Annotated in this window: 9 protein-coding genes; 3 read left to right on the top strand and 6 right to left on the bottom strand. The window is 62.8% G+C overall.

Annotated features, from left to right (window positions below; genetic code table 11):
- Positions 1-108 precede the first annotated feature (108 nt).
- From AC6RV7_RS00735 to AC6RV7_RS00725, 3 genes are all read left to right on the top strand, one after another.
- Positions 109-3,369 (top strand): beta strand repeat-containing protein, encoded by a 3,261-nt coding sequence (locus AC6RV7_RS00735; RefSeq protein ID WP_500091972.1) that lies wholly within the window; start codon positions 109-111, stop codon positions 3,367-3,369.
- A 128-nt stretch (positions 3,370-3,497) separates the two neighbouring features.
- The gene (locus AC6RV7_RS00730; protein ID WP_500091971.1) at positions 3,498-5,108 is read left to right on the top strand and encodes a methyltransferase regulatory domain-containing protein; all 1,611 of its coding nucleotides are present in this window, start codon (positions 3,498-3,500) and stop codon (positions 5,106-5,108) included.
- Positions 5,109-5,142: 34 nt separating this feature from the next.
- Positions 5,143-5,586: a hypothetical protein gene (locus tag AC6RV7_RS00725; RefSeq protein WP_500091970.1), complete on the top strand. Its 444-nt coding sequence runs from the start codon at positions 5,143-5,145 to the stop codon at positions 5,584-5,586.
- Between the two features lie 64 nt (positions 5,587-5,650).
- Here AC6RV7_RS00725 and AC6RV7_RS00720 read toward each other — a convergent pair whose 3' ends face one another.
- From AC6RV7_RS00720 to AC6RV7_RS00695, 6 genes are all read right to left on the bottom strand, one after another.
- Positions 5,651-7,522 carry a glycosyltransferase gene (locus tag AC6RV7_RS00720; protein ID WP_500091969.1) on the bottom strand — a complete coding sequence of 624 codons (1,872 nt, stop codon included), beginning with the start codon at positions 7,520-7,522 and terminating at the stop codon, positions 5,651-5,653.
- Between the two features lie 57 nt (positions 7,523-7,579).
- Positions 7,580-8,800 carry a glycosyltransferase family 4 protein gene (locus AC6RV7_RS00715; protein ID WP_500091968.1) on the bottom strand — a complete coding sequence of 407 codons (1,221 nt, stop codon included), beginning with the start codon at positions 8,798-8,800 and terminating at the stop codon, positions 7,580-7,582.
- On the bottom strand, positions 8,797-9,306 hold the full coding sequence (locus AC6RV7_RS00710; RefSeq protein ID WP_500091967.1) for a hypothetical protein: 510 nt from the start codon (positions 9,304-9,306) through the stop codon (positions 8,797-8,799). Before AC6RV7_RS00710 ends, AC6RV7_RS00715 begins: the two co-directional genes overlap by 4 nt.
- Before the next feature lie 113 nt (positions 9,307-9,419).
- Entirely contained in the window at positions 9,420-11,843 is a 2,424-nt protein-coding gene (locus AC6RV7_RS00705; protein ID WP_500091966.1) for a glycosyltransferase family 9 protein, read from the bottom strand.
- The gene (locus AC6RV7_RS00700; RefSeq protein ID WP_500091965.1) at positions 11,843-13,393 is read right to left on the bottom strand and encodes a methyltransferase domain-containing protein; all 1,551 of its coding nucleotides are present in this window, start codon (positions 13,391-13,393) and stop codon (positions 11,843-11,845) included. Before AC6RV7_RS00700 ends, AC6RV7_RS00705 begins: the two co-directional genes overlap by 1 nt.
- A complete protein-coding gene (locus tag AC6RV7_RS00695) occupies positions 13,390-14,121 on the bottom strand; it encodes a sulfotransferase family protein (RefSeq protein WP_500091964.1) in 732 nt (243 codons plus the stop codon). The genes AC6RV7_RS00700 and AC6RV7_RS00695 overlap by 4 nt, the downstream gene beginning before the upstream one ends.
- Positions 14,122-14,128: the final 7 nt, after the last annotated feature.

Below are 14,128 nucleotides of genomic sequence, written 5' to 3'. Positions count from 1 at the left end.
AACGGTTCGGGAAACCTTCGGGAAAGGATCGGGCCGCAAAGCTCCTCGTAAAATCATCCCTTGGGATGATAGGCGATTTTCCGGTTTTTCGCTAGGATAACGCCGACATTGAGCAACCCGGCTTCTTTTTTGGAGGCTGCGACCCTGCTCGAACCCAAACAGAAAACCTATATGGCTAAACGCACAAAGAAACTGTCCAAGTCAGTCCTCAAGCTTGAGGCGCTCGAGCAGCGCCAGCTTCTCGCCGGTATTTCCGGTAGCGGTCAGGAAGTCACGCCCGGCGGCGAGGGCGTGGATAACTACATCCTCCACCCGAACGGCAATAAGTATGACCAGGTGCTCATGACCGGTCAGACGGTTTCCGTGACGAACGATACCGGCACGGTTACCCGTGTTTCGTTCATGGATCTCCAAGGTGACATCGTCCAAGCCGAGTTCTCCGGCAAAGGCACCCTGACGATCTCTCTCGACGACTACAGCGGTCCGAAGGAAGCGGAAAAGTATATCCAGCCGGGCGTGAAATACGTTTCCGGTCTCGCGACCTTCACCATCGAGGGTTCGGATTCCACGACCAACTTCTCGGTCTTCTCGGTCGGTAGCAAGACGGCTATCAACCAGTCGCTCTTCGACGACACGCATGTTGGCGGTAACCACACGGCGGACGTCGCGCGCGTGACCATCGTTGCTGATACCACCAACCCGAACGGTTCGAACTTCGGTGGCATCCGGGCCGGCAACGCCGTCTTCACGGCGGACAATGGCCCGGTCGGTATCACTGCTGCGAACGTTCAGGTGCAGAACAAGGTCGTCATTGGTGAAATCAATGCCACCGGTTCGGCCACCCCGACGCTGATCTTCGGCAAGGCCTCTCAGTTCGGTGACGTTCAGGTCGCTGGCGGCGGCTTGCTCTCGGCTAACGGCAAAGCGATCAACAACGTCGACTCCTATACCTTCGGCCTGACGCTGATGGCGGGTGAGAAGTCCGATGGCACGGCGGACGCGGCGGAGGCCACCCAGTCGCAGCTGTCGTTCCTCGGCAACAACCCGGTTGCGGCCCAGACGAAGACGTTCGAGCTCACGACGGGCGTTGACACGATCGTTGGAACCACGGGCGGCGACAAGATCCTCGCGAGTGACACGACGATTACCGGTCTCGACACGGTGAACGGCGGCGACGGCAATGACACCTTGACGGTCAACGACGTCGCTGGCGCGTCGGCGAACCTCTCGCTCCTCACGGTCAGCAACGTCGAAAACCTCGTCGTGAACTCGACGAAGGGGCTCAACGGCGCGGCGCTCAACACGACTGCCTGGACCGGCCTCAATTCGGTTGTTCTGACCCTGAATGCTGGCGCCGCCCAGACGATTACGGCGTCTTCGACCACGGATTTGAGCGTGGTGAATACCTCCGCTCAAGACGTCAGCATCATCGGCGGCGGCCAGTCTCTCATCGTGCAGAACGGCGCGGGAGCGATTAATGTCGGCCAGACCAACGTTGCCAACGCTTATACTTCCGCTGAGATCAAGGGCGGCACCACGGTTGCTATCCGCGATTATTCCAAATCCGGCGGCGGCGTGGGAGCTACCCTCACGAGCGTAACCCTGGACGGTAACACCGGTGCGGCGACGCTTACTTCCGATGGTCTGACCTCCGTGACGCTGAAGAACCTGAGCACGGACACGACGATCACCAACACCAAGGATCACGCGCTAACGGTTGGCTTGGAGAAGACCGCGGCTGGTGCTACGCTGACGGACGCTAAGGCAACTTCCGTCTCGGTGAGCGCTGCGGCCGATTCTACGCTGACGACCTTGACGGCTGCGGCCGCCAAAAGCGTTTCGCTCGCTGGTACCGCTGGCAAGCTGACGGTCACGACCGCTGACGTTGACGCGGCCGAGACGATCTCGATCACCGGGAGCAAGGACGTGACGGTGGGCCTCGGTGCCACCGCTGCGCTCAAGACGATTGACGCGTCTGCGGCCACCGGTCCCGTCAAGGTGACCACCGCCATTGGCACGGGCATCGTTTACAAGGGCGGCGCGGGCGCTGACACCATCACCCTCGGTGCCACGACGAAGGATATCACCACGGGTGCCGGCGACGACGTTGTGACGGTGAATGCCAGCGCGATCACCGGTACTATCGACGCGGGCGAAGGCACCGACACCCTCGCCATGACCTCGGCCAACGCCGTCACCGCTTCCGCTTCGACCACGTTCGAAGGCAAGATCAGCGGTTTCGAGCGCCTTGACCTTGGCACGTTCACGACTGCCAGTGCAGAAGTGAAGCTCAACAACCTCGATGACATCAACTATGTCACCGTGAACGGCATCACGAGCGCCACGGCGGCGACGGCCGACACGCTTACTCTTAGCGGTTTGGCGAACGGCGCGACCCTCAAGATCACCGGCGCGGCGGACGAGGCGGCGAACGATGGCTATGCCCTCGCTCTCACCGACAACTCCGGCTCGAACGACAGCGTTAACCTTGTCATCTCCAACGTCGCCGGCATTAATGTCGGTAAGGTCGACGCTTCCGGCATTGAGACGATCAACATCAACTCCGACGACACGGCGAGCACCCCCTCGGGCATCGCTCACACGGTCGCTCTCACGGCTGCGGCTGCAAAGACCATCGTCGTGACGGGTGATGCGGGTCTGACCGTGACCGGCACGGGCACGGCGCTCACGAGCTTCGACGCCAGCGCGGTTTCGAAGGGTGCGGTTACGCTTACCACGGCGGCGCTCGCCAACGCGGCCACCCTCAAGGGTGGCGCGGGTGACGACGTCATCAACGCGAGTGCGGCCACCAAGGCCGTTACGATCGAAGGTGGCGCGGGTGCGGATACCCTCACGGGTTCGGCGACAGCGGCCAACACGATCAACGGCGGCGATGGTAATGACATCATCGTTGGTGGCGCGGCTGCTGACACCATCAATGGTGGTGCCGGCAACGACACCATCACCACGGGTGGCGGCCTCGACATGATCACCGGTGGTGCGGGTAACGACACCTTCATCATCAGTGTTCCGGCTAACGGCAACACCTACGCCACCATCACGGATGCGTCGGCGGGTGATAAGCTGCAGTTCGCCGATCAGGGCACCGAGACCTTCACCTCCGCGAAGGTGGAACTCGCGAGCACGGCTGCTTTCCAGGACTATCTGGATGCTGCCGCGGCCGCGACGAATGCTGCAGCAAATGGCAACTACTCGTGGTTCCAGTATAACGGCGACACCTACCTCGTGCAGGATAACTCCGATGCCTCTACGTTCCAGAACGGCGCGGACATCGTTGTGAAGCTCTCCGGTCTCGTCGACCTCTCGAAGGCGACCGGTGGCACGACGAACATCCTGACGATCGCCTAACTCGGTTAGCGATTCTTGGATCTCAGCCCCGTCCCGAAAGGGACGGGGCTTTTTCGTGGAAGCTGACGACGGAAGGCATCCTCGAATCCCCCTTTACACAGCTGGTCTCCCCGCTTGTTGTGGAACGCATGTCGAACCTCGAAAACGCAAGCGCACCATCGCAAACGAATCCCTACGATGTGACGCCTTATCCGGCCGCGGCTTTTCCGCAAAGTCATCCTAATCGCTTAGCGGCGATGGCGCGTCTTTTTGGCGTAGCGGCCCCTGACCCTGTTCATGCGCGAGTGCTGGAACTCGGCTGTGCAGACGGTTCCAACCTACTGCCAATGGCGTCGCATCTGCCCGGTGCAAAACTACTCGGTGTGGATGCTTCCACGGTTCACGTCACGGCGGCGCAGAAGGCGCGCGACGCTTCAACCTTGGGTAACGTCGAGATCAGACGACAAGATATTTTGAATTTCCCGGAGACGGAGGGGGCGTTCGATTATATCGTGGTGCACGGCGTGTACTCTTGGGTGCCGCAGGTCGTTCGAGAGAAGATATTGTCCATTTGCTCGACCCACCTGACCGATAATGGCGTCGCCTATATAAGCTATAATGCGCATCCAGGCTGGAATCTGCGTCGCTCGCTACGGGATATGATGCTGTTTCATACGCGAAATATCACTGAACCGGCGGCAAAAGTTCAGCAAGCCCGCGCCCTGCTGGCGTTTTTGGCAGAGACCGTTCCGAGCGATGATAATGCCTACGGCATGCTCCTCAAAAACGAGCTGAGTGCGATCACTTCGTATGCCGATAATTTCCTCCTCCATGACATTCTCGGCCAGGAGAACACGCCTTTCTATTTCCACGAATTCATTTCCGACGCTGCGCGCCACGGGCTGCAGTACTTGAGCGAGCCGGGCATCGCCGAAATGTTGACTGCAAATCTCCCCGATAAAGTTCGGCAGACGCTGGGGCAGCTTAATAACCAGCTCATTGCCCAGGAGCAATACATCGACTTTGTCCGCAATCGATCCTTCCGCCAGACCTTGCTGGTAAAAGCGGGAGCGTCGATCAAACGCAAACTGGATCCGGCCAGCATGAGCCAATTTTCGTTCCGCTCCACATTGGTGCGGGCCACGGGAGCAGTAGAATTGGTGCCGGGTATCCCTGTTAGCTTCACGACCGCACTGGGCGTCCAGATCACCAGTGCCGATGTGTTCGTGAAAGCGGCGTTACTTGCGCTGACTGAGACAAAAGGAGTGGCGGCAGTATCCTATAGTTCGTTGTTGGAAAACGCGCGTTTACGCTCCCGCCCTTTCCTGGGCGAAGTGCCTGCCGATCGTAACGAGGTAGAAGACGCCACCCTTCAAACGAACCTCCTCAATCTGCTGGCTAAAGGCTTTGTCGAGCTTCACGCGACGCCTGTTTCGGTGCGCACCGACGTGCCTGAAAGGCCGGCCGTCACTCCGCTGGCGCGCTATCAGGCGCTAAACGCCCGTTTGGTCACGAATCATATTCACCAGTCGGTCCCCGCAGACATCGTGTCTCGGTATATCATCGCCGCGTGCGATGGCAGTCGCACGCGGGAGCAGATCCTGGACGAACTCGTGGCGCGGGTGCTGGAAGGCAAGCTGCAGGTGAACGAGGGTTCGGTGAAGGTCACCGACGAAACGAAGCTCCGCGGTCTGCTCGGCCCGACCTTGGATACCGGGCTCACCGCGCTGGCCAATGCCGGGTTCTTCGCGGCGGAGTGATAAATCGACTACATTTACAAGAACGAGGTGGAGAATGACGGACGCGGAAATTCTCCACCAGTTCCTCGCTCGCGAGCAGCGCTGGCTGCAGACGCTGCAGGCGTTGCGCAGCTTTCACGAAACGCAGATGGGCAAGGTCGCGACCGGCATCCAGTGGATTGCTGGGCGTGAACTGGGACGGTTCTCCTGGCTAGGCTATTACTGGCACCAGGAGATGTTCTGGTTTGGTTACGGGCTACGCGAAGGCCTTTGGCGTCCCCTGATCGAGGTCGATAACCGCTCCCGGTTCAGCGACGTGCTCGAATCCATGCGCGCCGAATTGAGCGGGAGGTGGGAATCGGTCACCGCCGAAGGAAATCTGTACCGCCGGCTGTGGTCGGAAGCCCCCGTCGCCGGCGAGTCCGCGTCCGAACTCGAATGGTTCAAGGCCCGCTCGCGCGAGCTGCACGAGTTTGTCGTCCAGCCGGGGTCGAGCTGAGCTCCGGCTCTTTCGCGCAGATTGGCGCGATGGTCTGTCCCGCCGCTCACGCGGCGGGCTACGATTACGAAAGCGACCGTCGCCGCAGGACGCAGAACGCTCCTGCCCACGGTTCGGGTTTGATCAGTTCAAAATCCGGATGGCGCGCGACGAATTCGTCGGCTGCGGTTTTCGCCCCCGTCGAAAAGAAATCGTAGTCGTCCACCACGACGCGGCCGTTGGGCGTGAGGTGGCGCTCGAGGTATTCAAGCGTGTAGAGGATCGGCTCGTAGAAATCGAAATCGACGTAGGCGAACGACACCTGCGCCGGGCCATTTTCCTCGCGCAGCGTCTCCTGCACCCAGCCCGCGCGAATTCGATAACGCTCCGGCGCAAACCCGATCGCGGCGAGCCGGTGTTCCACCTCGCGCGAATCGCAGCGCATTTCCCCTTCATAAAGCTCGATGCTGCCGAGGCGGAAAATGTCGTCCTTCAACCGATCCTTCGCGGACGGCTTGGGCAGGCCGGCAAACGAATCGAACAGCCACAGGGCTTTCGCCGTCGAGCGAATCTCGTTGGCGAGCAGCGCCGAGGTCGCGCCTTGGGCCACGCCGAACTCGCACACGTCGCCTTCATCCGCCAGTCCTTCGTGCAGCGCCGCAAGCACATACATCGCCTCCGGGATGCCGGTTCCGAGCAGTTTCGCCATCAAGTCGACGCGGCCGTCAGTGAGTGGCAGCCGCGGAAACAGGAACTGCCGCACCGCATCGTGCATTTGCGCGACGAGATTCGGATAGGCTTGGGTCAGCTCGGGCTGCAGGGGGATGATCGGTGACATGGAAAATTTGGGGTCCGGCGATCCGGTCGTGGCGCACAGGGATCCGGTCGAGGAGGCGTGTTGTCGCCCTGTCCGTGAGGACAGGGATTCCGTTTCAGGAGAGTTCGTCGATTCGGCAGCGGCGTGTTCGGTCCCGCTCCTCACGGAGCAGGCCACGGACGAAGCGGGTGCGGCGTGTCTCCACAAATCGGAGACGTGGCTGCCGTGCGGCGCAATGTCGCGGCCGTAGCGCGCGACGATGTCGTTGAACGACCGCGCCTTCATCAGGCGCACGAGCCAGGCGTTGAGATGATCCATGCAGCGCTGTTGCGCGGAGCGTTGGCTCATCGGCAACTCGGGCGAGGCGGCCCAGCCGGCGGCGTTCAGCGACTTGATGATGTATTCCAGCGTGTAGAGGCGGAAGGCCGGACGCGTGACGAAGAGAGGTCCGGGATTCGACGAAAACACCCGCATTGCTTCCCACCACCGTGCAAGTCCGCCGGAATTGGTTTTCGTCGCCGGGTGGTCGCGGTTCGCGGCGAGGAAGTGCGGCAGGCGCGCGCCACGCAGCCCTGCTTTGAAGAAGCGCGTGAACCACTCGTAATCCATGAACCAGCGCAGATCTTCGCGCAGCGGTCCGACCTGCGTCGGCACCCGCCGTCTCATGAAGAGCGTGGGCTGGCAGATGAAATTGTGAGAGCAGAAATACCGCCGCGGATCCGGATCTTCGGTGAACGGATTCGGCGTCATGATCCGGCCATTTTCGTCGATCTCCAGCACGTCGCCGTAGACGAAGTCCAGTGTCGGATCGGCCGAAAACGCCGCCTGCACGCGGGCGAGCGCGTCCGGCAAATACAGGTCGTCGGAGTTCAGCCACGCCACAATTTCGCCGCGGGCCTGGACGAGTCCGCGATTGATGGCGTCGACCTGGCCGCGATCCGCTTCACGCCGCCACTCGAGTCGGTCGCGGTAGCGCTCCAGGATCTCCGCGGTGCCGTCGTCGGAGAGCGCGTCGAACACGATCAATTCGACCCGCCCGGCGAACTGCTGATCGAGCACGCTGCGCACGGCGTCTTCGATCCAGCGCGCGTGGTTGCGCGTTGGCATGACGATGGTGAAGTCGGGTGCGGACTGAGGCATGGCGTTGATTCGTCGAAACCGCGCGGAAGAAGGCAATCCCGCTCCGCACGGAACGAGTTACCGGTTGTGTCCTCCCGCGCGCGGCCGCAGGGACTCGCTCAGCAGCCGTTGCGCGGCGCCGATTTCGTGGGGCAGAAGCGCGCGGCGCGGCACCTGCGAGCGCGGCTCGAGGAATTTTTTGCGATACCAGTGTTTCCACGGGCGGTAGCGGCGGCGGGCGAGTTCGAACGCGGCGAGATGGCCTTCGACCAGACGTTGCGGTGTGAATTCGGCGGCGCGTTCAACGCCGCGCTGGGCGAGCTGGCGGCAGAGCGCATCGTCCTGCCACAAGCGAGCGATCGCCTGGGCGATGTCGTCGCTCCGCGTGGGATCGAAGTAGAGTGCGCTCGCTTGCGCGATTTCGGGCAAGCTCGTTCGGTCCGCGCAGGCGATCGGGCAGCCCGACTGCATCGCCTCGATCAACGGAATGCCGAAGCCTTCGAACAGCGACGGGAACACCAGTCCGCGCGCGTGCTGAAACAGCCACGCGATTTCGCCGCGAGAGCGTCGGCCGAGATGATGAACTGAATCGGCGAGGCCCGCGTCGCGGATCATGGCGTTCCATGCCTCCTCGTGGCCCAGCAGATTTCCGGTGAGCACGCCGCGAACGGCCAGGCCGTTGGCGCGGCATTTCTGCAAGGCATCCAACAGAGTCCGGTGATTTTTGTGCTCCCAGAGGTTCGACGGGTAGAAAATGAACTTTTCCCAGCTCGCATCCCAGCCGTCGGGCCGACGGGGCGAAGGGAGTTCGTCCGGGGCATGGTAGACGCGGCGAATTTTACGCGGAGAGATCCCGACGATGTCGGTGCAGGACCGTTTCGTGAACTCGGAAACCGCGATCACGACGTCCGCCATGCGCAGCGATGCGTCGTAGTGGAAAAACCGTTCCTCGAGCTGCGCCGGGGTGAAAAACTCCGGGAAAAAGCGCTCCTGCAGGTCGTGAAACGTGAGCACTGTGGGGAGCGGGACCGGGCGTGGCCACAGCGAGCTGAACGGGCAGAAGTAGACGTCGATTTTGTCCAGGTGGCGGAGGACGTCTTCCTGAGTGCGGAGACGGATCTCATGACGCCGCGCCGCGGCGGGAAGCTGCGCAAGCATCTCCTCATTGTGGTCGAACGTGAACAACACCAGCGGGTGTTCGGGCGCGAACTCCGGCCAGTGCCGCAGCAAAGTGAGCGCGTAGTTGCCGACGCCGCCAGCGTGCGGCTGGAGGAGGTTGAGTCCGACGCCGATCCTCATGGGTGGACGGGACGGCGCTCCGGACACCCGGGATCAGCGTTCGTAAGCTGACCGGCCGTAGCCCTGCGCGTGAGCGCAGGGACGGGTTGGACATGCTCCCGTTGCTCAAGCGGCAGACATTGGTCCGCGCGCCGATGATGAATCTTCCAGAACGTCTCCCACAAATCTGCGCCGCGAGGATCGAGGTCCGGATAGCCCGGAACCATACACCCAAGATGCGGCCATTCGCGTTTTCGCAGGAGCGCCGTCGCGAGCCATTGATCGGCAGAATCGGACAGACCCATCGCCATGATGTGCCAGTGGTCGGGCATGAGCACGTAGCATGGCACGGCGAGTTGGTAGCGATGACACGCGTGGAGCAGAGTCTCGCGAAAACGGTGATGGAACGCGGGACTCAGCCAACCGGTGGCACGGTGCTCCATGGTGTGCGTCCACAGGACGATCGCGCGACCCTGGTAATACTCGCGGGCGAGACGCGGGAGTTTGGAACACGCGACGAAACTCATGGACGGACGAGGCTGCAACGGTCCCGCTGCTTACGCAGCGGGCCAGGGGCCGGGTGCGGCGAGAGACTTGCCCCATTGGATGGCGGTATGCGGGGATCGCTCGTGCCTCGTGTTCATCGCCGGACGGGGTCGGTCAGATTCTGCAACAGCGCGAGCGCGTAGCGCGCGACGCCGGCGAGTCGTCGTTTAGCAGCGAACGCCAGGAACGCTTTTTGCGCGTTCCGATCGCTGGCGGTGCGGGCGGGGAGTTCGCGGAAGCGCTGCGATGTCCACAAATACACCTGCCAGTGAAACTCCAGCGAGGACTCGACGATCAGGTAATTCAGCAAAATCCAGGGCACGCGCAGTCCTAAGCGAACGCCCTGCGTGGCTTGATGGCGGCGGTTCATCTGCAGATCGCCCCAGGTGCGCGTGAGCACGGTGCGAACACTGTAGGCGCACACGCCGCCGAAACCGGCGAAGAAATATTGGGCGGCGTTGCCGTTGCGCCAGAAATAGCGCCACATCCGCCACAGCGAGTCGCGGCCGTGGTGATGATACGCCACCAGCGAAGGTTCGTAGGCGAGCAGATAGCCGGCAGCCCGGATGCGCTGCGTGAGATCGACGTCCTCACCGTTCGGCAAATCCGGGTTGAAGCCACCCGAGCGATGATACGCTTCGACGCGAACGACAATCGCCGCGCTGTAGAGGAACCAGATGCTATGCGGCACGGCGCGCAGCGGCGATTGCTGCGACCAGAAATTCGAGATGTCCGTGAGCTGCTCGAAATACGTTCCGCGGCCGCCCGGCAGCCGCACGCCGATCGCGCCGACCGGCGGCTGGTCGGACTTCGTCGCCGGCACGGCGAGGATACGCGCGAGCATCGCGAAGAAATCGGGCGACAGCTGCACATCGTCGTCGACAAACAAATACCACTCACCGGTGGAGCGTTTCACTCCTTCCACGCGCGTGCGGGGCGGCAGGAGATTGTGTTCGAGATCCACTGGCACGAGCGGCAAACGCGGGTATTTGGACAACAGCTGCGAAGCGCCCACGCCGACGACGACCACCTCCCAGAAATCGGGCTGAAGGGTCTGCGCCGCGAGCGATTGCAAGGTGCCGTCGGCCCGCTCCGGACGGCCCATCGGGATGATGACCGATAATTTCGGCAGCCGAGGCCCCGGGGGAGCCGGTGTCGTGCTTTTCTCCATCAGCTCCGCGTGAGAGATTTTGAGCCGTTCGAGCACGTCGTTGATGATCTGGAGGCGCGCCCAGCCGTCCCAGCGGAGTCGATACAGCTCCTGCTGATACCAGTCGCGAACTTGTTCGAACTCGGCCGCACGATCGGGCGAACCCGGGAGCGGCAACGCAATCGGGAGGGCGACCTGGCCGGCCGCCGGCGCGGCGAGTTGATCGACGACGGCCTGAGCGACCGCCTCGTAGGGGACGTCCTGCGCGCAAACGTGACGCTCGAACGCACACTGCCACTGGCAGCCGCGGCACACCGGATTCCCTTGCACGACGCGGACGCGCCCGAACTGCGGGACAAAGCGTCCTTTTTGTCCGGCGCCGAACACGGCCACGGCGGGAACCTCCAATGCGGCGCACAGATGAACGTAGGACGTGTCGTTGCAGACGACGAGCGCCGCCGAGTGCAGCAACGCGGCGAGCAGGTCGAGGCGATCGGCGGAAATCTTGATGCGGTGAGCCGCTTCTTCCGGGGAGAGCTGTGCCAGCAACTCGGCGTCCTGCGGGCCCTCAAGCCAGCGAACCGCGTGACCTTGGGCACGAAGTTCGCCGGCTATCTGGAGAAAGTGTTTCAACGGCCACGCCCGTTGCGTGTTTTGTCCGACGCCCGGCGCGATCAGCACCGTGCGCTGACCCGACGCTAGAAGCGCGGCTGCGTCCTGTTTTGCGGCCGCGGAAAGACTCAAGTCCGGAGGTGACCACGACGTTTGCGGCGAGATCGCCCGCAGCATCCGGCCGTGCTGCCGCCATTCGGGTTCTTCCAACGACGACGTGATCTCGTCGGTGAACACCGCCTTTTTCTGCGGCAGGTGCGTGAACGCTGCCTCGATCATCGGCTGGCAGGCGACATGGGTCGCGAACGCGAAGCGCCGCGGGGCATTGCTCGCGGTGACCGTGAAGTCGCTCAGCGCAGTGCGATTCACCACCGGCGCGACGGCCAGGTCCCACGCGGTGGCGGAGAGGAATTCGCGCCACCAGCCGAACTGGCGATCGAGGCCAGAAGTCCAGTTGGCGTATGGATCGAGGCGGGTGGGCACGACGACGATCGGAGTCGTGGTGATCGACCACAGGCGTTCTGCTTCGGCGGTCGCGGGCAGGTTCGCGTCGGGCACGAACACACTCGTGTCGGCGACGAGCGACGCGATGACCTCCATGCCATGCCGCACGTGCCAGACAATGCGCGCATCGGGACGGGCGCGTCGCAAGCCCTGCACGAACGACGTCGCGAGCACCTGGTCGCCGAGCGCGTCGGGTTTTGAAACGAGAATCTTCATCGCCGAGGCTGAGGCGTCGTCCGCGATTTCCGCCATCAGCCGAACCAGCGGCGGAGCTTCGCGAGCAGGCCCTGCGGCTGCTTGCGGAGGATGGCCGCGCCGGTGACGTAGTTGTGATGGGCGGCCGTTTGCCGGTGCCAGCGGAGAAATGGCCCGATGTCTTCGCGATTCCACTCGAGACGTTTGCCGCTGCGAAACGCCGGGTGATTCCAGATCTCGCGCTCGAATTCGGCCATCGTCAGCGCCCGCCCGTTCCATTCCGGGAACGTCATTCCAAGCGACGGTTCGCAAATGTCGAATGAGATGCCGAAGCGGCCGTCGGGCTTGAGCACGCGGGCAACTTCGGAGACAGCGAGACGTTTGTCGTCCTGGTGTTCGATCACCGAGAAGCTGGTCGCCGCGTCCACGCTGTTGTCGGCGAACGGCAGCCGGCAGGAATCGACGATTTGCCAGTCGACTTTCACGTCGCCGAGCGCGGCGCGCACCGCCTCCCATTGTCCAATCCAGTCGCGGCGAGTTTCGACAAGCGTGACGACGGCGCCTTGGGTCGCGAGCCACCAGGGAAACGGCGATTGCTCGGAACCGAGGTCAATGACCCGACGTCCGCGCCAGTCGAGCGCGGACAAGCCGCGGTGCCAGAGCCACGGATACTCCCAGATCTTCGACCAGTTGGTGAACTGGCGCAGCCCGAGGGGCGCCGCGAAGGCGTTGAGCGTATCGATGAAACCGATCCAGTCCGGAGAAAACGTTTCGCCGAGATTGGCGAGGTGACGAAGCTTGCGCGGAGGTGTTTCGACGCGGCGGGCGACGACGATCTCGTGTGCGCGCCGCCACGCGGTCTCATTCTCGAGCACAGCGAAACCGGCCGTTTCCAACAGCGTGGCCACCGAATCGCGCGAGTAGATGAACACGTGTTCCTGCACGTCGAAGACTCGCTCGTTCATCGGACCGAAGTCGGGTTCGGTGCGCTCGAGCAGTGGGAGCTGTAGGAACAGCACGCCGCCGGGCTGGAGCGCTGCCCGGGCGGCGCGCAGGAAAGCGAGCGGTTCGGGGATGTGTTCGAGCACATCGCAGGCGATGAACAGATCGCAAGTGGGCGCGGCGATTTTCGGAAAGGCGCCGGCGCTAATCTCGAGGCCGGTCCGCTCCGCGACCGCCGCGGCGGTTTTCGCGTCAGGCTCGATGCCTACCGCTCGCCAGCCGCGATCTCGCAGATGCCGCAGCAGCGTGCCTTCCGCACAACCGACCTCGACGGCGGTGCCGCGTTTCGGGCCGGTGTGGCGTTCGATGGCCCGTATCCAGAAATCGATGCGGCCGTCGGCCTGGCTTTCGAAAAGTTCCTGACGCGCCCACAGAGTGGGATGCTCCTTGCCCGATTGGCGCTGGTGCCAGTAGCCGTCGAAGCTGTAGAAGCGTTCGATGCAATCTGGCTTGAGCCGGCGTGACGAGAAGTGCGTGCCGCAACGCTCGCAGACCAGGTAATGGGGCGAGTGAGCACTGGGCGTCGTGCTGCGGCCGCCGCACCAGCAGCGGTCCACGACATCGAACCACGATTCGTCGACCGTGTGCGTGTAGGTCTTGATCATGGGCGCTCAGGATAGCCGTAGCGGTTGAAGTCGCCGGGATCGGCTTGCTCGAGGTCGCGCCGCCAGCCCTGGTCTTCGCGCCAGCGCTCGTTGTTTCCGCCACGGTAAAACGTTTTCGGGCCGGGTTGCGTCATTCGGCTGAAATCCGTCCACCAATGCACGAAGGGGGGCGAGAGTTTTGGGCGAACGCCGAGGAAGGAGACGATTCGCTCCAACTCGGTCGGGCTGGCCTTGAGGTCTTCGAAGCGCACGAGACAGGTGCGCTCGGGCGCCTTTTCCTGAATCGCGAGCGCGGCGTCGTAGAATTCGCGATAGTGACGGTACACGTCTTTCATCCACGCCACGCGATCGGGGACGATCGCGCCCCACCGGTCGATCGCGGTGTGATACCAGCTGTAGACGGTGGGATGCGGATCTCGAATCAGGATGAGCAACGGCCAGTTCCCGGCGATAGGCGTGCCGTGCGTGCCGTTGGCCGCGGCGTTGATATAAACGGGCTGGACGGGCACGCCGTCCTCGCGCAAACGCAGCGCATAATAAGCGTGCGGATTCAGCTCCTCGGCCCGCTGCCGCGCCTCGGGGTTGTCGACGTATTCGTTCGGAAAGAACACCAGATCGAGCAAGCCGGTCAGACAGGCCCACAGGTAGTGGCTGCCCGTGCGGGGGAACGCGTAATAGTCGCATCGCACGGCCAGACGGCTGCCGAAATAGTAGCTTTCCGGAGTCATAAAAGGT

This window comes from Opitutus sp. sgz309028, assembly GCF_059821195.1.
Note: the sequence above shows the minus strand (reverse complement) of the source record. Positions and strands in the feature narration are given on the sequence as shown.